28 protein-coding genes and 1 pseudogene are annotated in these 24,404 nt (G+C 71.7%); 11 read left to right on the plus strand and 18 right to left on the minus strand.

From position 1 onward, the window contains the following. Positions 1-77: 77 nt before the first annotated feature. Positions 78-1,241, minus strand: coding sequence for an aminofutalosine synthase MqnE (gene mqnE, locus ACWF9Z_RS23335; protein ID WP_453604833.1), 1,164 nt, complete (start codon positions 1,239-1,241; stop codon positions 78-80). Positions 1,242-1,340: 99 nt separating this feature from the next. Then, entirely contained in the window at positions 1,341-1,796 is a 456-nt protein-coding gene (locus ACWF9Z_RS23340; protein ID WP_356660036.1) for an Lrp/AsnC family transcriptional regulator, read from the minus strand. A gap of 130 nt (positions 1,797-1,926) precedes the next feature. Here ACWF9Z_RS23340 and ACWF9Z_RS23345 point away from each other — a divergent pair, with 130 nt between their 5' ends. Continuing rightward, entirely contained in the window at positions 1,927-2,061 is a 135-nt protein-coding gene (locus ACWF9Z_RS23345) for a hypothetical protein (RefSeq protein ID WP_356660038.1), read from the plus strand. Positions 2,062-2,078: 17 nt separating this feature from the next. Here the strand turns inward: ACWF9Z_RS23345 and ACWF9Z_RS23350 are convergent, their stop codons facing one another. Continuing rightward, entirely contained in the window at positions 2,079-2,777 is a 699-nt protein-coding gene (locus ACWF9Z_RS23350; RefSeq protein WP_453604836.1) for a UbiX family flavin prenyltransferase, read from the minus strand. A gap of 169 nt (positions 2,778-2,946) precedes the next feature. On the opposite strand from ACWF9Z_RS23350, the gene ACWF9Z_RS23355 reads away from it, so the two are divergent. Next, on the plus strand, positions 2,947-3,576 hold the full coding sequence (locus ACWF9Z_RS23355) for a rhomboid family intramembrane serine protease (RefSeq protein ID WP_453604838.1): 630 nt from the start codon (positions 2,947-2,949) through the stop codon (positions 3,574-3,576). A gap of 6 nt (positions 3,577-3,582) precedes the next feature. On the opposite strand, the gene ACWF9Z_RS23360 is transcribed toward ACWF9Z_RS23355, so the two are convergent. The 4 genes from ACWF9Z_RS23360 to ACWF9Z_RS23375 form a co-directional block, all read right to left on the minus strand. Beyond that, the gene (locus tag ACWF9Z_RS23360) at positions 3,583-4,167 is read right to left on the minus strand and encodes a Uma2 family endonuclease (RefSeq protein ID WP_453604840.1); all 585 of its coding nucleotides are present in this window, start codon (positions 4,165-4,167) and stop codon (positions 3,583-3,585) included. Between the two features lie 78 nt (positions 4,168-4,245). Next, on the minus strand, positions 4,246-5,169 hold the full coding sequence (gene mqnP / locus ACWF9Z_RS23365; RefSeq protein WP_453604841.1) for a menaquinone biosynthesis prenyltransferase MqnP: 924 nt from the start codon (positions 5,167-5,169) through the stop codon (positions 4,246-4,248). After that, on the minus strand, positions 5,166-5,639 hold the full coding sequence (locus tag ACWF9Z_RS23370; RefSeq protein ID WP_453604842.1) for a hypothetical protein: 474 nt from the start codon (positions 5,637-5,639) through the stop codon (positions 5,166-5,168). The genes mqnP and ACWF9Z_RS23370 overlap by 4 nt, the downstream gene beginning before the upstream one ends. Continuing rightward, the gene (locus ACWF9Z_RS23375) at positions 5,636-7,093 is read right to left on the minus strand and encodes a menaquinone biosynthesis decarboxylase (protein WP_453604843.1); all 1,458 of its coding nucleotides are present in this window, start codon (positions 7,091-7,093) and stop codon (positions 5,636-5,638) included. Before ACWF9Z_RS23375 ends, ACWF9Z_RS23370 begins: the two co-directional genes overlap by 4 nt. Positions 7,094-7,210: 117 nt before the next feature. Between ACWF9Z_RS23375 and ACWF9Z_RS23380 the strand changes: the two genes are divergently transcribed. Next, positions 7,211-7,561 (plus strand): PLD nuclease N-terminal domain-containing protein, encoded by a 351-nt coding sequence (locus ACWF9Z_RS23380; RefSeq protein ID WP_453604845.1) that lies wholly within the window; start codon positions 7,211-7,213, stop codon positions 7,559-7,561. 75 nt (positions 7,562-7,636) lie between these two features. On the opposite strand, the gene ACWF9Z_RS23385 is transcribed toward ACWF9Z_RS23380, so the two are convergent. Continuing rightward, a complete protein-coding gene (locus ACWF9Z_RS23385; protein ID WP_453604847.1) occupies positions 7,637-8,008 on the minus strand; it encodes a cupin domain-containing protein in 372 nt (123 codons plus the stop codon). Between the two features lie 152 nt (positions 8,009-8,160). Between ACWF9Z_RS23385 and ACWF9Z_RS23390 the strand changes: the two are divergent. Further along, a pseudogene (locus ACWF9Z_RS23390) lies at positions 8,161-8,622 on the plus strand (MarR family winged helix-turn-helix transcriptional regulator); the annotation flags it as partial. 77 nt (positions 8,623-8,699) lie between these two features. On the opposite strand, the gene ccsB reads toward ACWF9Z_RS23390, so the two are convergent. From ccsB to hemL, 6 genes are all read right to left on the minus strand, one after another. Then, complete coding sequence (gene ccsB, locus ACWF9Z_RS23395) at positions 8,700-9,812, minus strand: c-type cytochrome biogenesis protein CcsB (protein ID WP_453604849.1); 1,113 nt, start codon at positions 9,810-9,812, stop codon at positions 8,700-8,702. Then, positions 9,812-11,566 carry a cytochrome c biogenesis protein ResB gene (gene resB, locus ACWF9Z_RS23400; protein WP_453604850.1) on the minus strand — a complete coding sequence of 585 codons (1,755 nt, stop codon included), beginning with the start codon at positions 11,564-11,566 and terminating at the stop codon, positions 9,812-9,814. Before resB ends, ccsB begins: the two co-directional genes overlap by 1 nt. 13 nt (positions 11,567-11,579) lie before the next feature. Beyond that, on the minus strand, positions 11,580-12,365 hold the full coding sequence (locus ACWF9Z_RS23405; protein ID WP_453604852.1) for a cytochrome c biogenesis CcdA family protein: 786 nt from the start codon (positions 12,363-12,365) through the stop codon (positions 11,580-11,582). Between the two features lie 4 nt (positions 12,366-12,369). Beyond that, entirely contained in the window at positions 12,370-13,014 is a 645-nt protein-coding gene (locus tag ACWF9Z_RS23410) for a TlpA family protein disulfide reductase (protein WP_453604854.1), read from the minus strand. Between the two features lie 227 nt (positions 13,015-13,241). After that, positions 13,242-13,982, minus strand: coding sequence for a histidine phosphatase family protein (locus ACWF9Z_RS23415; RefSeq protein ID WP_453604856.1), 741 nt, complete (start codon positions 13,980-13,982; stop codon positions 13,242-13,244). Next, positions 13,979-15,301, minus strand: a complete 1,323-nt coding sequence (hemL, locus tag ACWF9Z_RS23420) for a glutamate-1-semialdehyde 2,1-aminomutase (protein ID WP_453604858.1) — start codon at positions 15,299-15,301, stop codon at positions 13,979-13,981. The genes ACWF9Z_RS23415 and hemL overlap by 4 nt, the downstream gene beginning before the upstream one ends. A 301-nt stretch (positions 15,302-15,602) precedes the next feature. Here hemL and ACWF9Z_RS23425 point away from each other — a divergent pair, with 301 nt between their 5' ends. Next, positions 15,603-16,040 carry a hypothetical protein gene (locus tag ACWF9Z_RS23425; RefSeq protein WP_215031868.1) on the plus strand — a complete coding sequence of 146 codons (438 nt, stop codon included), beginning with the start codon at positions 15,603-15,605 and terminating at the stop codon, positions 16,038-16,040. Positions 16,041-16,116: 76 nt separating this feature from the next. Here ACWF9Z_RS23425 and ACWF9Z_RS23430 read toward each other — a convergent pair whose 3' ends face one another. Further along, a complete protein-coding gene (locus ACWF9Z_RS23430; protein WP_453604946.1) occupies positions 16,117-17,022 on the minus strand; it encodes an NADP-dependent oxidoreductase in 906 nt (301 codons plus the stop codon). A gap of 215 nt (positions 17,023-17,237) precedes the next feature. Between ACWF9Z_RS23430 and ACWF9Z_RS23435 the strand changes: the two genes are divergently transcribed. Continuing rightward, complete coding sequence (locus ACWF9Z_RS23435; protein ID WP_453604859.1) at positions 17,238-17,666, plus strand: winged helix-turn-helix transcriptional regulator; 429 nt, start codon at positions 17,238-17,240, stop codon at positions 17,664-17,666. Between the two features lie 41 nt (positions 17,667-17,707). After that, the gene (locus ACWF9Z_RS23440; protein ID WP_453604861.1) at positions 17,708-18,457 is read left to right on the plus strand and encodes a Mut7-C RNAse domain-containing protein; all 750 of its coding nucleotides are present in this window, start codon (positions 17,708-17,710) and stop codon (positions 18,455-18,457) included. 114 nt (positions 18,458-18,571) lie between these two features. On the opposite strand, the gene ACWF9Z_RS23445 is transcribed toward ACWF9Z_RS23440, so the two are convergent. Beyond that, positions 18,572-19,075: a hypothetical protein gene (locus tag ACWF9Z_RS23445; protein WP_453604862.1), complete on the minus strand. Its 504-nt coding sequence runs from the start codon at positions 19,073-19,075 to the stop codon at positions 18,572-18,574. Between the two features lie 94 nt (positions 19,076-19,169). On the opposite strand from ACWF9Z_RS23445, the gene ACWF9Z_RS23450 reads away from it, so the two are divergent. Beyond that, on the plus strand, positions 19,170-19,505 hold the full coding sequence (locus ACWF9Z_RS23450; protein ID WP_453604864.1) for a YnfA family protein: 336 nt from the start codon (positions 19,170-19,172) through the stop codon (positions 19,503-19,505). Positions 19,506-19,569: 64 nt separating this feature from the next. Further along, positions 19,570-20,346, plus strand: coding sequence for an SDR family NAD(P)-dependent oxidoreductase (locus tag ACWF9Z_RS23455; RefSeq protein ID WP_453604865.1), 777 nt, complete (start codon positions 19,570-19,572; stop codon positions 20,344-20,346). 44 nt (positions 20,347-20,390) lie between these two features. Here ACWF9Z_RS23455 and ACWF9Z_RS23460 read toward each other — a convergent pair whose 3' ends face one another. Further along, positions 20,391-21,182 carry a polysaccharide deacetylase family protein gene (locus tag ACWF9Z_RS23460; protein WP_453604867.1) on the minus strand — a complete coding sequence of 264 codons (792 nt, stop codon included), beginning with the start codon at positions 21,180-21,182 and terminating at the stop codon, positions 20,391-20,393. A gap of 187 nt (positions 21,183-21,369) precedes the next feature. On the opposite strand from ACWF9Z_RS23460, the gene ACWF9Z_RS23465 reads away from it, so the two are divergent. Further along, a complete protein-coding gene (locus ACWF9Z_RS23465; protein ID WP_453604868.1) occupies positions 21,370-21,966 on the plus strand; it encodes a Uma2 family endonuclease in 597 nt (198 codons plus the stop codon). A gap of 73 nt (positions 21,967-22,039) precedes the next feature. Here ACWF9Z_RS23465 and ACWF9Z_RS23470 read toward each other — a convergent pair whose 3' ends face one another. Then, positions 22,040-23,233 (minus strand): RtcB family protein, encoded by a 1,194-nt coding sequence (locus ACWF9Z_RS23470; protein ID WP_453604869.1) that lies wholly within the window; start codon positions 23,231-23,233, stop codon positions 22,040-22,042. Between the two features lie 171 nt (positions 23,234-23,404). Here ACWF9Z_RS23470 and ACWF9Z_RS23475 point away from each other — a divergent pair, with 171 nt between their 5' ends. Further along, positions 23,405-24,268 (plus strand): DUF3558 domain-containing protein, encoded by an 864-nt coding sequence (locus ACWF9Z_RS23475; RefSeq protein WP_453604871.1) that lies wholly within the window; start codon positions 23,405-23,407, stop codon positions 24,266-24,268. The last annotated feature ends 136 nt before the right edge of the window (positions 24,269-24,404 follow it).

The following is a 24,404-nucleotide window of genomic DNA, read 5'->3' on the forward strand; positions in this document are numbered from 1 at the left end:
CCCCGCCCCGCCGCGCGGGCCCCGGCCCCCCTGGGGGGGGAGCCGGGGCCCTCTCGTGCGTCCGATGCGGGTCCGGGTCAGACGCGCATCGCCTGCGGCGTCTCGCGCAGCCCCGCGTCCGGGCCGGGGTACTCGCGGATGATCTCGTAGCGCGTGTTGCGCTCGACCGGGCGGAAGCCCGCGTCGCGGATCAGCTCCAGCAGGTCCTCGCGGCCCAGCTTGTTCGGGGTGCCGTAGTTGTCGGCGTCGTGCGTGATCTTGTACTCGACGACCGACCCGTCCATGTCGTCCGCGCCGTGCTGCAGCGCGAGCTGGGCGGTCTGCACGCCGTGCATCACCCAGAAGACCTTGACGTGCGGCACGTTGTCGAAGAGCAGACGGGAGACCGCGAAGGTCTTGAGGGCCTCCGCGCCAGTCGCCATCGTGGTGCGCGCCTGGAGCTTGTTGCGCACCTTGCCGTCCTGCATGTCCACGAAGTCGTGCTGGTAGCGCAGCGGGATGAAGACCTGGAAACCGCCGGTCTCGTCCTGGAGCTCGCGCAGCCGCAGCACGTGGTCGACGCGGTGGCGCGGCTCCTCGATGTGCCCGTAGAGCATGGTCGCGGGCGTCTTGAGGCCCTTCGCGTGCGCGAGGCGGTGGATGCGCGACCAGTCTTCCCAGTGGGTGCGGTGGTCCACGATGTGCTGGCGGACCTCCCAGTCGAAGATCTCCGCGCCGCCGCCGGTGAGCGACTCCAGGCCGGCCTCGATCAGCTCGTCCAGGATGTCGGAGGCCGACATCCCGGAGATCGTCTCGAAGTGGTGGATCTCGGTCGCCGTGAACGCCTTCAGCGAGACGTTCGGCAGCGCCTCCTTCAACGCGGAGAGCGAGCGCGGGTAGTACCGCCACGGCAGCGTCGGGTGCAGGCCGTTGACGATGTGCAGCTCGGTGAGGTTCTCGTTCTCCATGGCCTTGGCCAGGCGCACGGCCTCCTCGATGCGCATCGTGTACGCGTCCTTCTCGCCCGGCTTGCGCTGGAACGAGCAGTAGGCGCACGACGCGGTGCACACGTTCGTCATGTTGAGGTGACGGTTGACGTTGAAGTGGACGACGTCGCCGTTCTTGCGCGTCCGCACCTCGTGGGCGAGGCCGCCGAGCCAGGCCAGGTCGTCCGACTCGTAGAGGGCGACGCCGTCCTCACGGGTCAGCCGCTCGCCGGAGCGAACCTTGTCCTCCAGCTCACGCTTGAGCCCAACGTCCATGCCGGTCCTCTCCTCTGTCCTCTGTCTCCACGCACCCTGCGGCACCTGCGGCGACACCATGAGGTGCGCGCGCCCCGCAACCGCCCCCCAACCGTACTCTCAGCCCTCCTCGGGCAGACCCCCGACCCGGTTCTCCCACTTGGTGGAGAGCACGATCGTGGTACGGGTCCGCGAGACGCCCTTGGTGCCGGAGAGCTTGCGGATGATCTTCTCCAGCCCGTCCACGTCGTTGGCGCGCACCTTCAGCATGAAGGAGTCGTCGCCGGCGATGAACCAGCAGTCCTCGATCTCCGTCAGGTCGCGCACGCGCCGGGCCACGTCCTCGTGGTCCGCGGCGTCGGAGAGGGAGATGCCGATCAGTGCCGTGACACCGAGGCCGAGTGAGGCCGCGTCCACGGTCGCGCGGTAGCCCGTGATGACTCCGGCGGTCTCCAGCCGGTTGATCCGGTCGGTGACGCTGGGGCCGGAGAGGCCCACGAGCCGGCCCAGCTCCGCGTACGAGGCACGTCCGTTCTCACGAAGTGCCTGGATGAGCTGCCTATCCACGCTGTCCATATGCCTGGAGCCTTCCATTATTCGGCGATCCCACGAGTTTACGTATAGAATCAAAGGCACACAGGGTCGACACCCTGTGAATCTCTCAACAGATCAAAGATGATCTGACAATCTTCAGGAGTGGTTCACCGTGTACACGATCGAGATGGCCTACGCGCACATGCGACAGCTCCAGGAGCTGGCCAACCGATCCCGCACCGACCAGCCCGCCGCCGCCCACCGCGTCGACAAGACCCGCAAGCCGGGGCGCGCCAAGAAGGGCTGAACGCCCTCGCTGAAGGGTTAGACACCCTCAGTGCCCCCGCTCGCCCCCCGGGGAGTGCGGGAGCCTCCGAGCTCCCCCTCCCACCGGCGGTACAGCACGTGCGGCACCCCTGCCGCGTCGAGCACCCGCCCCGCGACGAAATCCACCAGATCCTGGATGTGCGTCGCACCCGCGTAGAACGCCGGAGAGGCGGGCAGCACCACGGCGCCCGCCTCGTCCAGCGCCACCAGATGCTTCAGCGTCTGCCCGCTCAGCGGGGTCTCCCGTACCGCGACCACCAGCCGGCGCCGTTCCTTGAGCGTCACGCTCGCCACCCGCTGGAGCAGGTCCTTCGACAGCCCGAGCGCCACGCCGGCCACGCAGGCCGTGGACGCGGGCACGATCAGCATCCCCTTGACGGGGTACGAGCCGCTGCTCGGCCCGGCCGCCAGATCGCCGGCGCCCCAGTAGCGGACGTCGTCCAGTTCCGGCCGCGCGAAGGTCGCGGGCTTCCCGTCCGCCCCGCGCTCCAGCCACTCGGCCAGGTCGTCCCGCCAGTGCGCGTCGCGGAAGGCGATCCCCGTCTCGTCCAGCAGCGTCAGCCGCGACGCGCGGCTCACCACCAGGTCCACGCTCTCGCCCGCCGCCAGCAGCCCACGGATCACCGCCGCCGCGTACGGCGTCCCGGACGCCCCGGAAACCCCGACCACCCACGGGGTGCGCTTGCCCTCAGTCATACCTCCGAGACTATCCGGCCACCGCCGATGGGCACTGGCTAAGGTGTCCCCACGTTCAAGGGGTGGACACGCGGGCACGGGCACGCGGGCACGCGGACGCGGGCACGGCTCGCGGGAGCGGTACGCGGCGGCACTGTGCGGCGGCGGGCGGAAGCGGGAGGCGGGGGCCATGGGCGGCATCCGAAGAGGAAGCGGCAGCGGCGGGAACGGCACGCGCGAGGGCGAGTGGACCCAGAGGGACCGGGCCGGGGCCGCCGCGAAGCTGATGCTGGGCTGGGTGGCCCTGCTGTGGGTGATCGAGGCCGTCGACCACGCCACGGGCCACGCCCTGGACGCGTACGGGATCGCCGCCCGCGAGCCGGACGGCCTGACCGGAATACCCCTGGCGCCGTTCCTGCACTTCGGCTTCGACCACGTGGCGTCCAACAGCGTCCCGCTGCTCGTCCTCGGCTTCGTCACCGCGCTCAGCGGGATCCGCCGCTTCCTCGCCGTCGCCGCCGCCATCACCCTCGCCGACGGGTTCGCGGTCTGGCTGATCTCCCCGTCCCACAGCATCACGGCGGGCGCCTCGGGCCTGATCTTCGGCCTCTTCGGCTATCTGCTGGTACGGGGCTTCGTCGAGCGCAGTCCGCTGGGCGTCGTCGTCGCCGTGGTCATCGCGGCGTTCTGGGGCACGACCTTCCTGGCCGGGGCCCTGCCGACGGACTCGATGGTGAGCTGGCAGGCCCACCTCTTCGGCCTCCTGGCGGGCGCGGGCGTGGCCCTGCTGGCCCGGCCGCGCCGGGCGGTGGAGCACTAAGGAGCGCTACGGGGCGCTGCCCGGGTCCACCGGGAGCGCGGCCGTGTCCATCAGGAGCTTGCCGATGCCGCTCTCGACGATGACCGTCTCCCCGTACGGGATGACGTCGCGGCCCCGGTAACCGTCGGGCCCGGGGTTCCACAGGGTCGTGCAGTGCGCCTTGTAGGGGTCGAAGATCAAGTAGTGGGGGATGCCACGGCGGGCGTAGGCCCGGTCCTTGACCTCGTAGTCATGGCGCACGCTGCTCGGCGACACGACCTCGACGGCGAGCTCTACGAGGTCGGGCGGGTAGGAACTGAGGTTCCTGTCCGCCTCCGCCGCGGGAATGACCGCGAGGTCCGGGCAGAACTCGTTGTCGCCGTCGAACGGGACCGCGACATCGCTGATGAAGCCCCATTCCGCCGGGATCTGGGCCTCGAGTGTGTTCCACAGCAGCCGGATGGTCCTGGCGTGGTGCGGCTTGAGCGGACTCATCACGATGTTGCCCTCGACGATCTCCGTCCGGTACCCGGGGAACATGTCCTCGAACCGGCTGAGCTGTGAGTGCAGGCGGTCGCTCTCCGAGACGGTCACGTCGGCCTCCCTGTCCATGCACTCGATGGTATGCCGCAGGCCAGCCACCGAGTCAGACCTCGGACCGCCGGATCGGGCGGGGCACACACGATCGGGTTACAGGGACAGTCCCCGGACCACCAGGTCGAGCAGGGCGCAGACGAACAGCGCCATGCCGATGAAACCGTTCACCGTGAAGAAGGCGCGGTTCAGGCGGGACAGGTCGTGCGGCGTGACGATGGTGTGCTCGTAGACGAAGGCCGCCACGACGACCAGCAGGCCGAACCAGAACAGCGGGCCGACGTCCGTCGCGACGGCGTACCAGGCCAGCAGGGCCGTGGTCACGACGTGCGCGCCGCGGGCGCCCCACAGGGCGGCCGGGATGCCGAAGCGGGCGGGGACGGACCGGACGCCCTCCGCGCGGTCGGCGGCCACGTCCTGGCAGGCGAAGATCAGGTCGAAGCCGCCGATCCACACGCCCACCGCGAGCCCGAGGATGACCGCGTCCCACGACCACGTGCCGGTGATCGCGATCCAGGCCCCGACCGGCCCCATGGCCTGGGCGAGGCCCAGGATGGCGTGCGGGAAGTCCGTGAACCGCTTCCCGTACGGGTACACCACCATCGGTACGACGGCGACGGGCGCCAGCACCAGGCAGAGCGGGTTGAGCAGCGCCGCCGCCCCGAGGAAGACGACCAGCGCGATCCCGGCCCCGGTCCAGGCGGAACGCACCGACACCGCCCCGGTGACCAGCTCCCGCCCGGCGGTACGGGGGTTACGCGCGTCGATCTCCCGGTCGATGATCCGGTTGGCGGCCATCGCGAAGGTCCGCAGCCCGACCATGCAGACGGTGACGAGCAGCAGCTCGCTCCAGTGCATCACGCCGTCGAGCGTGAACATGGCGGTGAGCGCGGCGATGTAGGCGAAGGGCAGCGCGAAGACCGAGTGCTCGATCATCACGAGCCGCAGGAAGGCCTTCACCTTGCCGGTCGCCTGCGGCGCGGGCCCTGACCCGAGGACGCCCTCGGCGGCGGATGTCATACGAGTTCCCTCCGGAACGCTTCGAGGCCGGCCAGGAGCTCCGCCGCCGGGAGCGCGCCGAGCTCCAGGGTCCGGGGGGCGGCGGCGTCGTCGTGGCCCTCCGGCGGGGTGACGCGGGCGGTGACCAGCCAGGCGTCGCCCGACGGACGGGCGTCGAGGCGCAGGAAGTTCCCGGCTTCGGCGGTGAACGGCTCGGCGGTGGCGAGGGCGCGCTGGAGCTGCTCCGCGAAGTCGTCCGCCTCGATGTCCCGCGCGCCGGGCAGCTCGAAGCCGTCGCCCTCGCCGTCCTCGTCGAGCATCAGGGCCCAGACGTTGCCGGGGCCCGCGAACTCCTCCGGGGAGACGCCCGCCTGCTCGGCGGCCTCCCGGACGCCCGGGTCTGCCGGGTCGAGTTCCGGCCGCACCAGGGCCACGTACGTCGTGTCGGTTCCGATGAAGAGGGCGGGGCCGCCCGGCCCGGTCTCGCTCACAGTCCGTATTCCTTCCAGCGCCGGTCCACCAGCGCGGCCGTCGCCGGGTCGGACTCGACCATGTCGGGCCAGCCGCCGTCGCGGGTGTACCCCTCCGTCGGCAGTTTCTTCGTGGCGTCGATGCCCGCCTTGCCGCCCCAGAACTGCTGGTACGAGGCGTGGTCCAGGTGGTCGACCGGGCCCTCGACGACCGTCAGGTCGCGGGAGTAGTCCGTGTTGCCGAGCGCCCGCCACGAGACCTCGTGGAGGTCGTGGACGTCGCAGTCCTTGTCGACCACGATGATCAGCTTGGTCAGCGACATCATGTGCGCGCCCCAGATGGCGTGCATGACCTTCTGCGCGTGCTTCGGGTACTTCTTGTCGATCGAGACGATCGCGCAGTTGTGGAAGCCGCCCGACTCGGGGAGGTGGTAGTCCACGATGTCCGGGATGATGATCTTGAGGAGCGGCAGGAAGAAGCGTTCCGTCGCGCGGCCCAGCGGTCCGTCCTCCGTCGGCGGGCGGCCGACGACGATCGACTGGATCAGCGGGCGCTTGCGCATGGTCACGCAGTCGATCTTCAGCGCCGGGAAGGGCTCCTGCGGGGTGTAGAAGCCGGTGTGGTCGCCGAACGGCCCCTCCGGCAGCGTCTCCCCCGGCTCCAGCCAGCCCTCGATGACCACCTCGGCGTTGGCCGGGACCTGGAGCGGGACGGTCTTGCAGTCCACCATCTCGATCCGCTTGCCCGCCACGAACCCGGCGAAGAGGTACTCGTCGATGTCGCCCGGCAGCGGCGCGGTCGACGCGTACGTCACGGCCGGCGGGCAGCCGAAGGCGATCGCGACCGGCAGCCGCTCACCGCGCGCCGCGGCGACCGCGTAGTGGTTGCGGCTGTCCTTGTGGATCTGCCAGTGCATGCCGATGGTGCGCTTGTCGTGGCGCTGGAGGCGGTAGAGCCCGAGGTTGCGGACGCCCGTCTCCGGGTGCTTGGTGTGCGTCAGGCCGAGGTTGAAGAAGGACCCGCCGTCCTTGGGCCAGGTGAAGAGCGCGGGCAGCTGGTCCAGGTCCACGTCGTCGCCGGTGAGGACGACCTCCTGGACGGGCGCGGAGTCGCCCTTCACCTTCTTCGGCGGCACGTGCACCATCGAGCCGAGCTTGCCGAAGGCCTCGCGGACGCCGATGAAGCCCTGGGGCAGCTCGGGCTTGAGCAGGCCGCCGATCTTCTCGCTGATCTCGGCGTACGACTTGAGGCCCAGCGCCTTGAGCAGCCGGCGGTCGGTCCCGAAGACGTTCATGGCCAGGGGCATCGACGAGCCCTTGACGTTCTCGAAGAGCAGCGCGGGTCCCCCCGCCTTGTTCACTCTGTCGACGATCTCCCCGACCTCCAGGTACGGGTCGACTTCGGCCTTGATGCGCTTGAGGTCGCCCTCCCGCTCCAGGGCCCGGAGCAGGGAGCGGAGATCGTCGTAAGCCATGCGGGCAATTGTGGCATCCCCGCTCAGAGCCCGGACCCCGGCGGGCCCTCTACCCTGGACGGGACAACCGCGGCCCGCCCGGGTCCGCACCGTTCTTCTGGGGGTCGGTCCCACACCGTGCTGCGCTATCTGCCGTTCCTGCTGATCATCGCGCTGACCATCTACACCTTCATCGACTGCCTGAACACGCCGGAAGAAGAGGTCAAACACCTCCCCAAGGTGGTCTGGGTCCTGATCATCCTGCTCTTCTCGATCGTCGGGCCGGTCGTATGGCTGTTCGCGGGCAAGAAGCGGACGGCCGGGGTCGGCGGCGCCGGCGGCCGGGCGCGCCGGACCCAGTGGGTGGCCCCGGACGACAACCCCGAGTTCCTGAAGTCCCTGCGCGAGGAGCAGGACAGCCGCGACAGCCGGAACCGCCGGGAAACCGACCCGGACACCGGTCAGGACAAGGACAAGGACAAGGACTGAGGGCGCGCCCGGCGCGAGGCCGACGCCGCGCGCCGGAGCCGGGCCGCGGCCGCCCCGCCGGAACTCCGGCAGGGCTCAGACCGCCCACGGCAAGGGCCGGGAGCCCTCGGTGCCGGGGACGCTGACGAGGCCGTCGGCGCGCATGGCGACGTAGACCTCGGTGTCCGCGAGGGCGTGCACGCGGCGCATGACGTCCGGGGCCAGGACGAGGACCTGGCCGGCCGCGACCTTCTCGGTCCGGCCCTCGCAGGTCACCTCCAGGACTCCGGCGGTGACCGTCCAGACCTGCTCGCGGCTGACGGAGTGTTCGGGGCCGGCGGCCCCGGCGGCCATGGCGGTGCGCCAGGTGCTCAGTTCCGCGCTGCCCCGGCCGGGGGAGGCGAGGCCGGTCATGGTCGCGTTCGGGGTGGTGACGACGTGCTCGGGGGACGGGGTGATGACGCGCACGGTGGTTCCTTCCGTGGGGCGGATGTGAGTCAAGGAGCTTTACTCGCTTTGAGTAAAGCACGTTGACTCACCCGTGTCATCATGTTTCCGTGACCCACCACCCCAGCGAAGACGGCCACCGCACCGACGGCGGCGCAGGCCACGGCGAGGGCATGGAGCTGACCTTCCTCCTCGGTCTCGGCTTCCAGCTGCTGCTCGGCGAGTTCACCCGCCGCCTCGAGGAATCCGGGCACGCCGACCAGCTGCGCCCCCTGCACGGCATGGCCTTCCAGGCCCTCAAGGGCCCCGGCGCGACGGCCAGCGAGCTCGGCGAGCGGCTCGGGGTGACCAAGCAGGCCGCCGGGCAGATCGTCGACGACCTGGAGCGGCGCGGATACGTGCGCCGCGAGCCGCACCCCGAGGGCGGCCGGCGCAAGCTGGTGGTGCTGACGCAGGCCGCGATCAGCCACATGGAGGCCGCCGGGCGCGTGCTGCACGCGCTGGAGGCCGAGCTCGGCCGGGGCGGCGAGGGCGGCGTCGGCGGCTCCGGCGTCGACCTCGCCGTGCTCCGCGCGGAGCTGGGCCGCCTGCTCCACGCGCTGAACGGGGACCACCCGCTCCCCGCGCTGCGCCCCTCCTTGTACCGCGTGTACCGCGTGTACCGCGCGGGGCGTGAAACCGGCGCGCTACCGCCCGTCCCGTACCGCCGGCGTCAGACGCCCGCGTACGAGTGCTTGCCGCTGAGCAGGATGTTGACGCCGTAGTAGTTCCAGATCCAGCACGCGAACGCGAACAGCGCGAGGTACGCGGCCTTGCGGCCCTTCCACCCGGCGGTGGCGCGGGCGTGCAGGTAGCAGGCGTACGCCACCCAGGTCACGAAGGACCAGACCTCCTTGGGGTCCCAGCCCCAGTAGCGGCCCCACGCGTCGCCGGCCCAGATCGCGCCCGCGATGATCGTGAAGGTCCACAGCGGGAAGACCGCCGCGTTGATGCGGTAGGAGAACTTGTCCAGCGAGGCCGCCGACGGGAAGCGCTCCATGACCGAGGTGGAGAACCTGCCCGGCGTGCCGCCGTTCGCGAGCTTCGCCTCGTAGGAATCGCGGAACAGGTACATGACCGCGCCCGCGGCGCCGATGTAGAAGACCGCGCCGCAGAAGATCGCGGTGGAGACGTGGATCCACAGCCAGTACGAGTGCAGGGCCGGGACCAGCTGGTCGCTGTCCGTGTAGAGCCAGGTCGTGGCGATGCCCAGGTCCAGCAGCACGGTGGTGACCAGGAACAGGCCGAGCCAGCGGACGTTCTTCTTCAGCGCGAGGAGCGCCAGGTACGCGCCGACGGCCACCGTGCCGAAGGTGATCGAGAACTCGTACATGTTGCCCCAGGGCGCCCGCTCCACCGACAGCGCGCGGGTGACGACCCCGCCCGCCGCGAGGAGGAAGCCGAGGGTGGTCAGGGAGACCGCGATCCGCCCGTACAGGTCGCCCTGGACCGTGCCGCCGGACGCGCCGGGGCCGTCCGGGACGTCGCGGGTGCCGGCGGCGCTGCGCGTGACGACCTTGGGCTTGTCGAGGACGGCGGTGCCCCCGGCCTCACCGGCCGCACCGGAGCTCCGCACCCCCTTGCCCCGCACCTGGACGGCGGGCGCGTCGGCCCGCGTCCCGGACTGGGTGAGCGCGGCGGCCGTACGGGCCACCTTGCTGCGGCTGCCGAAGATCCACTCGGTGATGTGGGCGAGGAAGGCGAGCGTGTAGACCGCCATCGACGCGTAGATCAGGTTGTTGCTGAGGTGAGCCAGACTCTCGTTGGCTGCGGCCGCGAGCTGCATCAGGCGCGCTCCCCTTCGACTTCGGCACGTTCGTGGGCAGGTGGGGTGGGGATCGGGGTGGGAACCGGCTCCGCCGTGGGCGCCTGCTCGTGGAGCGCCCCGGACAGTGCCGACAGCTCCTCGGGCAGCTTGGCGGACTCGCTGCGGCCGAGGCCGGCCATCTCGACGACGGTCACCCCGTCCGTCCCGGCGACCGCGCGGACCCAGATCCGGCGGCGCTGGATGAAGAGGGAGCCCGCGAGGCCCGCGATGGCGGCGGCGGCGCCCCCGAGGGCGAGACCGCTGCCGGGCTGCTGGGTGACCGAGAAGGTGGCCCAGCGCTCGATGCCCTCGAACGTCACGGTGCCCTGACCGCCGGGCAGCTCCATGCTCTCCCCGGGCAGCATCCGCTTCGCGAGCGGCTTGCCGTCCTCGGTCTTGAACTGCTCCATCTTGGAGGTGTCCAGCTGGTACACGTTCTGCGGCAGGCCCGAGTCCACCCCGAGGCTGCCGTGCCACGCGTTGAGCGCGAGCGCGGGCGAGTCCAGTTCCGGGAACTGCGAGAACATCGTGCCCTCGCCTGCGCCCGCGAAGGTGGGCACGAACATCGCCGCGAAGCCGAGCTGGGTCGCCTTCCCGTCCTTGTCCTTGTACCCGTCGGTGACCTTGACGGCGCCGGTAGAGGTGAGGTTGGCGTCCTGCGGCAGCATCGGCACGGCGTCCTTGAAGATCACCTTGCCGGACGGGTCGGTCACCGAGATGACCGGCGCGTAGCCGTGACCCAGCAGGTAGACCTTGGAGCCGTCCACCTCGAGGGGCTTGTTGACCTGGATCTCGCGCTTCTGCGGGCTGCCGTGGGCGCCGTCGGTGAAGGTGACGTACGCCTTGAACTCGCGCGGGGTCCCCTTCTGCGGGCCGGTGCGCTCGAAGGTCGCGTCGAACTTGTCCAGCGTGAAGGAGAAGGGCGGCAGGTCGTCGGAGTCGAAGAGCGTGCCCGACTTGAAGTCGTCGTACTGGGTGAGCGTGTTCGAGAAGCCCTGGCCCCGCAGGACGAGCTTGCCGCCCTCCGACTTGAAGTACTGGCCCCAGGCGAAGGCGATCAGCATCACGATCAGCGCGACGTGGAAGAGCAGGTTCCCGGCCTCGCGCAGGTAGCCCTTCTCGGCGGAGACGGACCCGGCGCCCGCCTCCGTACGGAAGCGCCGGCCGCCGAGCAGCGTCCTGGCGTACGCGAGCACCTCGTCCGGGGACTTGTCCGTACGCCACGTCGTGTACGCGGGCATCCGGTCGAGCCGCCTGGGCGCGGCCGGCGGGCGGCCGCGGAGCTGGCCCACGAACTGCCAGGAGCGCGGCAGGATGCAGCCGATCAGCGAGATGAACAGCAGCAGGTAGATCGCGGAGAACCACACCGAGCTGTAGACGTCGAAGAGCTGGAGCTTCTCGGCGACGCCCACCCAGGAGGCGTGCTCCCTCTTCCAGGCGGCGACCTTCATCAGGTCGACCTGGTTCTGCGGGATCAGCGAGCCCGGGATCGACGCCAGGGACAGCATGAAGAGCAGGAGCAGCGCCACCCGCATGGAGGTGAGCTGCCGCCAGAACCAGCGGGCCCAGCCGAACACGCCGATGCCCGCGGGGCCGCCGGGGGCGTCCTCCAGGGGGGCGGTGGACAGCTGCGCGCCGGCCGCCGCCTCGGCGGAGGCCTCGGCGGCCTCGGCGGAAGCGGAATCCGCGGATGCGTGCGGCGCCTCGGGGGACGCCTTGTCGGTCGTACTCATGTCCGTGTAGTCCTCAGATCCCCACCGTGAAGCCTTGGGTCCAGCTCTGCATGTCGCTGACGATGCTGCTCCACCATCCTGTGACGAGCAGCAGGCCCGTCAGGATCAGCATGCCGCCGCCGATGCGCATCACCCACGCATAGTGCTTCTTCACCCAGCCGAACGCCCCGAGCGCCTTGCGGAACGCGAGCGCCGTGGCGATGAAGGGCAGTCCGAGCCCCAGGCAGAACACGACGGTCAGCAGCGCTCCGCGGCCCGCCGTCGCCTGGTCGATGGAGAGGGTGCCGACGGCCGCGAGGGTCGGGCCCATGCAGGGGGTCCAGCCGAGGCCGAACAGCACGCCGAGCAGGGGCGCGCCGACCAGGCCGACGGCCGGCTTCTTGTGGAAGCGGAACTCGCGCATCGTCAGGCCGGGGATCGCGCCCATGAAGAACAGGCCGAGCAGGATCACCAGTCCGCCGAGGACCTGCGAGATGACGCCCTTGTTGGCGTCGAGCGTGCGCCCGAAGTAGCCGAACAGCGCGCCGGTCGAGGTGAACACGGCGGTGAAGCCGAGGACGAACAGGCTCGCGCCGCCGAGCATCCGGCCGCGCCGGGCCTCGGCGAGGTCGGCTCCGCCGACGCCGGTCACGTAGGAGAGGTAGCCCGGGACGAGCGGCAGCACGCAGGGCGAGAAGAAGGAGACCAGCCCGGCGAGCAGCGCGATCGGCAGGGCCAGCAGCAGGGCGCCGTTGAGGACCGTCGTGTTCACGCCGGTCGCCTCGGCGGCGAGGACGGCCTCGGAGAGCTCGGTGACCACGAGGTCACTTCTCCGCGAGGAGCGGGTCGATCATCGAGCGCAGCTGCTCCTCGTTGACCGCGGCCAGGGTGCGCGAGGCGATCTTGCCCTCCTTGTCGAGGACGATCGTGGAGGGGATCGCGTTCGGGTTGAGCGTGCCCTTGGGGAACCGGAGCATCAGCTTGCCGTCCGGGTCGAAGAGGCTCGGGTAGGTGATCCCGTAGGTCTCCTCGAAGGAGGCGGCGTTCTGCTTGCTGTTGTCCCGGGTGTTGAGGCCGACGAAGGCGACCTCCTGGCCGGCGTCCGCCAGGTCCTTGGACACCTTCGCGAAGTACTTGGCCTCCGCGCGGCACGGCGGGCACCAGGAGCCCCAGACGTTGAGGACGACGACCTTGCCCTTGAGGGTGGTGGTGTCCAGCGTCGCGCCGTCCACGGTCTCGCCGTCGAGCTTGGGCGCCTCGGCCCGGTCCCCCCGGGCGACGGTGGAGATGCCGCTGGGGCCGGTGACGTAGTTGCCGCCGGCCGAGCCGGAGGACTTGCCGCCGCCGTCCGAATCGCCGCACGCCGTGAGGGTGACGGCGCCCGCGAGGGCCACCGCGGTCAGCAGGACGGCGCGGGCGGGGGTCGAGCGGCGGCTTCTACGACGGACACGCGCGCGGCTAAGGCTCATGTGAAAAGTTTCGCATGACCGAATTGCCGATCTTCCGCGCCCCCCGGGGGTGCGGGCGGGGGCCGGCCGGGCCCGGCCGGGGCGGGAGTTGCCGCATCGCGCGACAACTCCCGGGCCATATGTGTGAAATTGGGGCAAAGCCCTCTCGTGGTGTGCCCGCTCCGCGGTGCGGCCGCGGGCTCACCGGGCCGTACCCCGGGCCGCACCCGGCCGCACCCGGGCCGCGTCTAGGCCCCGAAGGCCTTGGACTTGCCCTTCACCGGCTTCGCCCCCGCGAGGAGGTGCGCCGGGACGAGGTCCCGGGCCGGCTCGCTGTAGCCCACCGACACGAGCTTGTCGCCCTGGTACGTGAACGAGGTCAGCGAGGCCAGGGTGCACTGGCGGCGGCGCGGGTCGTGCCACAGCCGGCGCCGCTCCGCGAAGCTCCGGACGATCCAGATCGGGAGCTGGTGGCTGACCGCCACCGCCTCGTGGCCGCGGGCGGCGTCGCGGGCGGTCTCGATCGCGCTCATCATCCGGACGACCTGCTCGACGTACGGCTCGCCCCAGGAGGGCTTGAACGGGTTCGTCAGGTGCTTCCAGTTCCCGGGCTTGCGCAGCGCGCCGTCGCCGACCCCGAAGGTCTTGCCCTCGAAGACGTTGCCCGCCTCGATGAGGCGGCCGTCGGTCGCCAGGTCCAGCCCGTGCGCCTTCGCGATCGGCGCCGCCGTCTCCTGCGCCCGCTCCAGCGGGGAGGCCACGACGTACGTCACGTCCCGGCTCTCCAGGTGCTCGGCGACCCGGTCCGCCATCCGGCGGCCGAGCTCGGAGAGGTGGTACCCGGCGCGGCGGCCGTAGAGGACGCCCTCCGGGTTCTCCACCTCGCCGTGGCGCACCACGTGGACGACGGTGATCTGCGAGCCGCCGTCGGCCCGGCCGTCCCCGGCGCGGTCCCCGACGCGGTCCTCGATGCGGTCCTCGGTGCTCATGCGGTGGCCTCCGCGGCGGCTCGGGCGGCGGCCGGCAGGGCGGCCGCGATGCGCTCGATCGCCTTCTCGTCGTGGGCGGTCGACACGAACCACGACTCGAACGCCGACGGCGGCAGGTAGACGCCCTGCGCCAGCATCGAGTGGAAGAAGCCGTTGAAGCGGAAGGCTTCCTGCTTCTTCGCGTCGTCGTAATTCCGGACCTCGTCCTCGGTGAAGAAGACGGAGAACATGTTGGAGGCGGTCTGCAGCCGGTGCGCGACACCCTCCTTGGTGAGCGCCTCGGTGACCAGCCCCTGGATCTGCGCCGAGACCGCGTCGACCTTCTCGTACGCGGCCGCGTCCAGCAGCCGCAGCTGTGCGAGGCCCGCGGCCGTCGCGATCGGGTTCCCGGAGAGCGTGCCCGCCTGGTAGACGGGACCGGCCGGGGCCAGGTGGCCCATCACGTCGGCACGGCCGCCGAAGGCCGCCGCCGGGAAGCCGCCGCCCATGACCTTGCCGAAGGTCATCAGGTCGGGCCTGACCCCGTCCACGCCGTACCAGCCGGCGCGGGAGGTGCGGAAGCCCGTCATGACCTCGTCGGAGATGTACAGCGCGCCGTTCGCGCGGCACAGGTCGGCGAGCCCCTGGTTGAAGCCCTCGCCCGGGGTCACGACGCCCATGTTGCCGGGCGCCGCCTCGGTGATCACGCAGGCGATCTCGCCGGGGTGCGCGGCGAACGCGGCGCGGACCGCTTCGAGGTCGTTGTAGGGGAGCACGATCGTGTCCCCGGCCTGCGCGCCGGTCACGCCCGGGGTGTCCGGCAGCGCGAAGGTCGCGAGCCCGGAACCGGCGGCGGCCAGCAGCGAGTCGACGTGACCGTGGTAACACCCGGCGAACTTCACGATCTTGGCGCGGCCGGTGAACCCGCGGGCGAGGCGGATCGCGGACATGGTCGCCTCGGTGCCCGAGGACACCAGGCGGACCTGCTCCACGGGCTCGATCCGCGCGACGATCTCCTCGGCGAGCGCGACCTCCCCCTCACCGGGGGTACCGAAGGACGTGCCGCGGACGACGGCGGCCTGGATGGCCTCCACCACGGCCGGATGGGCATGGCCGAGGATCATCGGCCCCCACGAGCAGACCAGGTCGACGTACTCGCGCCCGTCGGCATCGGTCAGGTACGGACCGGTACCGGACACCATGAACCTGGGCGTTCCGCCCACGGCGCGGAAGGCGCGCACCGGAGAGTTCACGCCGCCAGGCGTCACGAGGGACGCGCGGTCAAAGAGAGTCTGCGAGACTTTGGCTTCATACGGGTACGGGTAGCTCACACCAGCCATGGTCTCAGAGGCCGCGACTGACTTGCGGACGGGCGTTTCACCGCGCCGCCCCGGGGGAGGTCACTGCCATGATGATCAGGCTGCGTGGCGGAGGCCGCGGGGCCGGGGCAGGCAAGACCAGTCGGGTGGAGATATGCAACGCGGTGGACCGGGCGAGGGTACCGACGGCCTGGATCCGCAGCGCGCCCGCGAGGCGCGCGAAGCCCGCCGCCGCGGCAAGCACCGTCGCCGCGCCACGGACGCGGCGGAGCCGGCACCGGACCCCTCGCAGGACCCCGACGGCCACCCCAGGGGCCGCGGCATGGGAGTGACGTACAAGTACTTCGGCGCCCCCGACGGCGCCACCGCCGCACGGGTGCCGCAGACGATGCGCCCGGAGGAGCTCGGCGGTGACGAGCTCGGCATGGGCGGCATGTTCACCAAGATCAAGCCGGAAACGGTCGCCGCGATGGTCCTGACCGGCATCGAGGGCATACCCCTGCACAAGGTCCCCCCGCTGGAACTGGTCGTCCTCCACCCCGACTACGCGGTCGTCAAACTCCCCATGACCGTCGTCGACCCACTGCGCGGCATCGGCGAGGAATCGGTCGGCGCGGCCGCCTTCATCTGGTCCACGGTCCCCGACCGCGGCGGCCCCCGCGACGCCTTCAACGTCTACCAACTGCTCCACGAATGGCAAGATTTCAGCCATCGCCTGCACGAGGCGGGCCACCAGCCGTACTGCCTGGTCTGGCCCTGACCCACCCTCTGCCCTCACCCCTCTGTCCACGGCAGCGGGTGCGGGTGCGGGCCCACCCGGTCACCCGGTCACCCGGTCAGGGTGCCGTCAGGACGAGGCGGCCGCGGACGCCGTCCGCCAGGCGGGCGTGGGCCTCGGGGGCCTGCGCCAGCGGAAACGTCTCCGCCACCCGGAGCGTCAGCTCCCCCGCGTCGACCAGGGCCACCAGCCGGGCCAGGTGCTCGCCGTCCGCCGCGACCTCCTGCTCCGCCACCCGGATCCCGCGCTCCGCCGCCGGAGCGCCGCCGGGGCGCAGGCCCACGTAGACCCCGCCGTCGCGGACGGAGTCCAGGGCCGCGCGGCCCAGTACCGCCGCGTCCACCACCCCGTCCACCGGACCCTCCGGAGCCGAGCCGCGCGGGACGAAGGCGGCCGCGCCGAGCGAGCGCACGAGCTCCTCGTCGCCCGCTCCCGCCAGGCCCGTCACCACGTACCCGGCCCGCGCGGCCAGCTCCACCGCGAGACCGCCGACGACCCCCGCCGCCCCGGTGACCAGCACCGAAGAGCCCGGCGGCAGCCCCAGCAGGTCCACCGCCCGGGCGGCGGTCAGCCCGCTCAGCGGGAGCGCGGCCGCGCTCGCCACCGGGACGGAGGACGGGGCCGCCGCCAGCGCGGAGGCGTCGAGGACCACGTACTCCGCGTGCGTGCCCAGCGGCTTGACGGGCCCGTAGTGCAGGCCGACCACCGGGTCGGAGACCGACCATCCCCCGGTGCCCGCGACGCCCGCGCCGAGTTCGTCGATCTCGCCCGCCACGTCCCAGCCGAAGCCGAGCCGCTGCCCCTCGCCGCCGAAGACCCCGGCCCGCACCGCGCCGTCGACCGGGTTCAGCCCGGCCGCCCGGACCCGTACGCGGACCTGCCCGGCGGCCGGCCTCGGGAGCGGCACCCGTACGACCTCGACCCGTCCGGGGCCGCCGAATCCGTCCACCACGACGGCCCGCATCGTCCGGGGCGCCTGCTCCGCCTGCTCCGCCTGCTCCGCCTGTTCCGCCTGTTCCGCCTGCTGCGTCTGCTGCGTCTGCTCGCCGCTCATGGCCGCTTCTCCCGTCAGTGGTTCCCGCTCGACTCGTTCTCGATGGCCACTAACCTAGGGAGAGTCACTATGGATTCGTAAGTACGCACTTCGGAGTGCGTACCCAACCCTGAAGTGGGGCACCCATGGCCACCCTCACCGCCGCCGCCCGCCGCGAAGAGGAACGTTCCGCCTACGACGCGTTCCTCAAGGAGTGCCCCACCAGCCAGCTCCTGGCCCGGATCAGCGACAAGTGGGTCGGCCTCATCGTCAGCGCCCTCGCCCAGGCCGACGACCGCTCCATGCGCTACAGCGACCTCGGCCGCAAGATCCCCGCCGTCAGCCAGAAGATGCTCACCCAGACCCTCCGCTCCCTCGAACGCGACGGCCTCGTCACCCGCACCGTCACCCCCACCGTCCCGGCCCGCGTCGACTACCGGCTCACCGACCTCGGCAGCAGCCTCAGCTGCCTCCTCAGCTCCGTGAAGCAGTGGGCCGAGAACCACTTCGACGAGGTCAGCACCCATCGCGAGCTCCACGACCGGGAGACGCCGCCCCTCGCCCCGGCCCGGTAAATCCTCCGTCGGATCCCGCCCCGCAGTGGCATGCTGGGCCCGTGAACGGACCCGGTATTGAGCTCACACTCGCCCCCGAGCTGCACGTCTTCGCCGCGCCGAGCCGGCGCGGCGCACGCGTGCCGACCTCGACCGACGGCGTCTCCAGCCTCGGCCACGTCGTCGAGTCGGCCGGCATCCCGCTCACCGAGGTCGGCCGGATCCTCGTCGACGGCGCCGAGACCCCCTTCTCCCACGTGCCCGGAGCCGGGGAATCCGTCGAGGTGTTCGGCGTCGACCGCCCCCAGCACCTCCCGGGCGTCCCCGCCACCGTGCCGCTGCGCTTCCTGCTCGACGTCCACCTCGGCACCCTCGCCCGCCGCCTGCGCCTGCTGGGCGTGGACGCGGCCTACGAGAACGAGGACATCGGCGACCCGGCCCTCGCCACCCGCTCCGCCGCCGAGCAGCGCGTCCTGCTCTCCCGCGACCGCGGACTGCTGCGCCGCCGCGAGCTGTTCGCCGGGGCGTACGTGTACAGCGACCAGCCCGACGAGCAAGTGCGCGACATCCTGGGCCGGTTCGCCCCGGCCCTTTCCCCCTGGTCCCGCTGCACCGCGTGCAACGGGACCCTGCACGAGGCCGACAAGGACAGCGTCGGCGACCGGCTGGAGGGCGGCACGCAGCGCTCGTACGAGGTCTTCGCGCAGTGCGCCGACTGCGAGCGCGTCTACTGGCGCGGCGCCCACCACGCCCGCCTGGAGCGGATCGTCGAGGAAGCCCTCGCCGAGTTCGGCGACGTCAGCACGCCCTGAGCGTCGGCGCGCCCTGAACGTCTGCGCGCCCTGAACGTCTGCGCGCCCTGAACGTCTGCGCGCCCTGAGCCGGGCCCGGCCCGGCTCAGGCCGGGCGGGCCCGCCGCCCGGCCGTCAGAACGCGTACGTGTCCCCCGTGTCCAGCGCCAGCACCACGTGCTCGTTGTTGGCGAGGTTCCGGTCCGTCGCGCCGCCGTCCCACCACGTGTCCACCCGCACCTCCGCCTCCGTGGCCGGCTCCTTCAGCCACAGCGTCAGGCCGATATGCCGCCCGCGCCCGTGCGGCGGCAGTTCCCCCGTCTCGCACACCACCTCGCGCAGCCCGGCCCGCGCGCAGCCGGCCGCCAGTTGCTGCCGGTCCGCGAGGTCCTGCGACAGGCGCAGCCGCAGCGTCGCGTTCGCCAGCGCCGCCGGACCCTCGTTCTCCGGGACCAGGAGGATCCGCAGCCGCGCGCCGTCCAGGGCGACCCGCCCGTGGTACGCCACGTCGGCCTCGGGGCCGGACCGGACCGGAGCCCCGACGGCACCGCCGACGCCCCCCGCACCACCGAGCAGGACCAGCAGCCCGGCCATCACCACACTCCGTACGGCACCTCGGCGCACCGCGACCACCTCCACGCGCGGACGTTAGCCACCCCACCCCCGCACCGTTCGGACCATCACACGAATGAGGGCGAGTCGCCCGCCCATCCGCGTGCGTAGGCTTCCCGGCATGCCGATCGCCCGCTCCGCCGCCCTGTTCGTCCTCGCCGCCCTGCTGGAGATCGGCGGTGCCTGGCTCGTGTGGCAAGGCGTCCGCGCCCACAGGGGATGGGCCTGGATCGGCGCCGGTGTCATCGCGCTGGGCCTCTACGGATGCGTGGCCACCCTCCAGCCCGCGGGCGACTTCGCCCGCGTCCTCGCCGCCTACGGCGGGGTCTTCGTCGCCGGCTCCCTCCTGTGGGGCGTGGTCGCCGACGGCTACCGCCCCGACCGGTGGGACGTCGCGGGCGCGCTCGTCTGCCTCGCCGGGATGGCCGTGATCATGTACGCCCCGCGCGGCCGGTGAGCAGCGGCCCGCCCGGCCTATGCTGGCGGGTATCCACCCGTACGAACGCACGAGGAGCGAGCACATGAGCACGGCCACGGCCCCGGCCTCCCCCCGCACCGCCGTAGTCACCGGCGCCAGCAGCGGCATCGGCGCGGCCACGGCCCGCCAGCTCGCCGCGGCCGGCTACCACGTCGTCCTCACCGCCCGCCGCAAGGACCGCATCGAGGCCCTCGCCGCCGAGATCACCGCCGCCGGTCACGAGGCCACCGCCCACGCCCTCGACGTCACCGACCAGGACGCCGTCAACGCCTTCGCCGCCTCCCTGGCCCGCTGCGACGTGCTCGTCAACAACGCCGGCGGCGCCATCGGAGCCGACCCCGTCGCCACGGGTGACCCCGCGGACTGGCGCACGATGTACGAGGTCAACGTCATCGGCACGCTCCACGTCACCCAGGCCCTGCTCCCGGCGCTGACCGCCTCCGGAGACGGCACGGTCGTCGTGCTCTCCTCCACCGCGGGCCACGCCACGTACGAGGGCGGCGCCGGTTACGTCGCCGCCAAGAACGGCGCCCGCGTCCTCGCCGAGACCCTCCGCCTGGAGATCGTCGGCCAGCCCGTCCGCGTCATCGAGATCGCCCCCGGCCTGGTCAAGACCGAGGAGTTCGCGAAGACCCGCTTCCGCGGCGACGCCGAACGGGCGGAGAAGGTCTACGCCGGTGTGGCCGAGCCCCTCACCGCCGACGACGTGGCCGACACCGTCACCTGGGCCGTGACCCGCCCCAGCCACGTCAACATCGACCTCCTGGTGGTCCGCCCGCGCGCCCAGGCCTCGAACACGAAGCTCCACCGCGAGCTGTAGCCCGCGAGCGGCCGGCCCGTACGGATCCCCCGCGCGCGGGGACCCTACGGGACCGGCCCGGCACTCCTCAGGTGCGGCATCAGGGCCGCCGGCTTCAGCCCGGCGGCCTTCGCCGCGTCCAGGGCCCGCTGCGGGTCCGCGCCGAGCGTCGGCGTGAAGTGCAGCAGCACGATGTCACCGGCGCGCAGCCGCGGGGTCGCGGGCGTCTCGCTCCAGGTGGTGAAGTCGTACGTCCACGTGATCAGCGCCTTCACCCCGCACGCCTTGGCCGCCAGCCGCACGTCGTCGTTCACGGCCCCGTACGGCGGCCGCAGCAGCTTCGGCTCCTTCCCGAAGGCCACGGCCAGCTGCTCCCCTGCGCCGCACACCTCCGCGTCCTTGCCCGCGGCGTCGAGCGTGGTCGGGTCGGGATGGCTGACCGTGTGGTTCTCCACGCTCACCCGCCCCTGCGCGGCGAGGTCCGTGAAGTACCGGGTGTCGTACGAGGTCGCCCCCGGCAGCAGGAACAGCGCGGCGGGGATCCGCCGGTCGACGAGGGTCCGCGCGACGGCGGGGTCGTGCACCCATCCGTCGTCGATGGTGAGGAAGACGACCTCCTCGCCGGTCGGCACGTGCGACACGACGGGCGGCAGCCCCACGGCCCGCGCCCCGGCCTCCGACGAGCCGACGGCCACGGCCACGGCTCCGGCTCCGGCTCCGGCTCCGGCGGCAGCGGCTCCGGCGGCCGGCGCGGCCCTCCCCGCCCTCCCGGTCCCCACGGCACCGGCGGTCCCCACGGCCCCGAGCGCGAGCGACAACGACGCGAGCGCGGCAAGAAGTACCCGAGATCTCCCCATGCCGCACATATTGGTCTAGACCAATTCCCGCCGTCAATCCCCCGACCGGAAGTTCCTCACGCCCAACCCGGCCACCCCCGAGGGGAGTTGGCGACCCCACCCGGACCGGTCCCGGCTCCAGGCCCCCGAAGACCCGTATGGGTGAAGTCGAGCCGAATGTCGGTGGGCGCGGCTACGCTCCGGAAGCGTGAGCCGCGAGAAGGAGGAAGCTGTGGCCGTGATGCAGCACGAGACCACGATCGCGGAGGCCGCCGATCGTCTCTCCAAAGAGCTTCCCGGACACCGCGTGGAAATTCTCCAGGGGAGACTCACCGTGACACCACCCGCCGACGGGCGGCACGCCCGGACCCTGACCCGGCTCACGGTGGCCTTCCACGAGGCCGGGGCCGAGAAGGCGGGACTGGAATTCCTCCAGGGCATCGGCATCTGGCTCCCCACCGGGGAGGACGACTACGCCGTCCCGGACTTCTCGCTCGTCGAGGCGGACTTCCTGGACCACAAGGTCGCGAAGAACTGCTACGGGCACGACGCCTTCCGCATGATCCTCGAGGTCACTTCCTCGAACTGGGCGGACGACACCGGCACCAAGGTGGAGAGTTACGCCCGGGCCGGCGTCCCCGTCTACGTCATCGCCGATCGGCACCACGACGAAGTCGTCCTCTACACGGACCCCCGCGGCGCGGGCTACCACGCGCGCAGGACCTTCAAGCGCGGCATGACGTTCCCCCTCCCCGACCACCTCGGGGTGAGCCTCGAACTGTCGGTGGACATGCTGCTCGACTGACCGGTCCACATGCGGAGGAGTCCGGACCGCGAACGGTCCGGACTCCTCCACTCCCCCGAAAGGCCCGAAGACCTCAGCCCTTGATGCAGATGACCTGCTTGAGCTTCGCCACGACCTCGACCAGATCGGTCTGCTGGTCGATGACCTGCTCGATCGACTTGTAGGCGCCCGGAATCTCGTCCACGACGCCCGCGTCCTTGCGGCACTCCACGCCCTTGGTCTGCTCCGCCAGGTCCTTCGTCGAGAACCTCTTCTTCGCCGCCGTCCGGCTCATCTTGCGGCCCGCGCCGTGCGAGGCCGAGTTGAAGGACTTCTCGTTGCCGAGGCCCTTCACGATGTACGAGCCCGTGCCCATGGAGCCCGGGATGATCCCGTAGTCACCGCTGCCGGCGCGGATCGCGCCCTTCCGCGTGACCAGGAGGTCCATGCCGTCGTAGCGCTCTTCCGCCACGTAGTTGTGGTGGCAGCTGATCTCCGGCGCGAAGGAGACCTTCGCCTTCCGGAACTCCTTGCGGACGACCTCCTTGGACAGGCTCATCATCACGGCACGGTTGTACTTGGCGTACTCCTGCGCCCAGAAGAGGTCGTCCCGGTAGGACCGCATCTCGGGCGTGGCCGCCAGGAACACGGCGAGGTCCCGGTCGACGAGGCCCTGGTTGTGCTCCAAGCCCCGCGCCACGCCGATGTGGAAGTCGGCCAGCTCGTTGCCGATGTTGCGGGAACCCGAGTGCAGCATGATCCAGACCGACCCGGACCCGTCGATGCAGAGCTCCCAGAAGTGGTTGCCTCCACCCATGGTGCCCAGCTGCCTCATGGCGCGCTCGTGACGGAACTTCACCGCGTCCGAGAGGTAGTCGAAGCGCTTCCACAGGTCCGCGTGCCCCTCCACGGAGAATCCGTACAGCCGCTGCGGATCCACCGCCTCCCGGTGCATCCCCGCCCCCACCGGAATCGCCCGCTCGATCTGCGAGCGCAGTCCCGACAGGTCCCCCGGCAGGTCGTTCGCCGTCAGGGAGGTCTTCACCGCCGACATGCCGCAGCCGATGTCCACGCCCACCGCCGCGGGACACACCGCGTCCTTCATGGCGATGACCGAGCCGACCGTCGCGCCCTTGCCGTAGTGCACGTCCGGCATGACGGCCAGGCCCTTGATCCACGGGAGGCCGGCGGTGTTCTGGAGCTGGCGCATCGCGCTGTCCTCGACCGACGCCGGGTCGGTCCACATCCGGATCGGAACCTTCGCCCCGGGCACTTCTACATACGACATGTCGGCCTCAATACCCCGTTAACCGCAGAAAAGAATGAATACGCGAAAAGCCTCGCTCGTGGTCCCAAATACGACAGGAGACCGGCGCCGGCACCAGCGTGTGCGATAGACATTGTTTCCATCCGCGCCCCAGCCGCGGCAACGCATTTTGTCGAAGGGAGCCGGTGGAACGTGCAGCGCAAGACGGTACGTGGAGTACGTGGAGTCCTGCCCGGCATCGCGGCCCTGGCCCTCCTCACGGCCGGGCTCACCGCGTGCACCGACGGGGGCGGCGTCGGGACCAAGAGCGACGCGAAGGCCGGCGACAGCGCCGGGGCGGTCGCGCAGCCCGGCCGGTACCGGATCCTGCCCATGCCCTGCAAGGCCGCCGAGGCCAAGAAGATCAAGGCGATGCTCCCGGCCGCCGACTCCCTCACGCCCGAACAGCGCGAGGCGCTCTACGCCGGCGTCGCGGACGCCTCGTACGACGCCGACCGGCGCGTCGGCTGCCGCTGGACCGCGCAGACGCCGACCGAGACCCGGCTGCTGTCGGTCGGGTTCGAGCGGGTGGTCTCGTACGACCGCGCCACCACGAGCGACGACGACAAGGCGCGGCAGGTCTTCATCCGCCAGCTGACCGACGCCCACCTGCCCTTCCCCGGCCCGGCCACCACCCCGGGCGCGGCCACGAACCCGGCCCCCACCCCGAGCGCCAGCGCCAGCGCGAGTGCCGGGACGAGCGCCGGTCCCGTCCCGTCCGGCTCGCCCTCCGGGTCCCCCTCCGGATCGCCCTCCCCCTCCGCCCCGGTCGAGCTCGGCTCCCGCGTCCTCGAAGGGCTCGGCAACGAGGCCTTCCTCGACGACAAGCTCGGCCAGGCCGGTGCCAACGCCGTCCAGGCGCGGACGGTCCGCATTGTGTTCCGTACCTCGAACGTCATCGTCAGCGTCGAGTACAGCGTCCAGCCCGCGCTCCCCGGAGCGGTCCCGCCCAGCGGCGAAACCCAGGACAGGGCACGGCAGTTGGCGCAGGCCCTGGTGGAGCGTTTCGACGAATGACGGGGCCCGCCGGCAGCGGCCCGCAGGGGGGCGCACCCGTCCGGAGTGACGGCGCGCACAGCAGCCCGGCGCCGGGGCGGGCTACGGTTGCCGGGGTCCCGCGCCCGAACGTGGGCCCCCGAGCCCGCACGAAGAC

The organism is Streptomyces sp. NPDC054961, assembly GCF_053609145.1.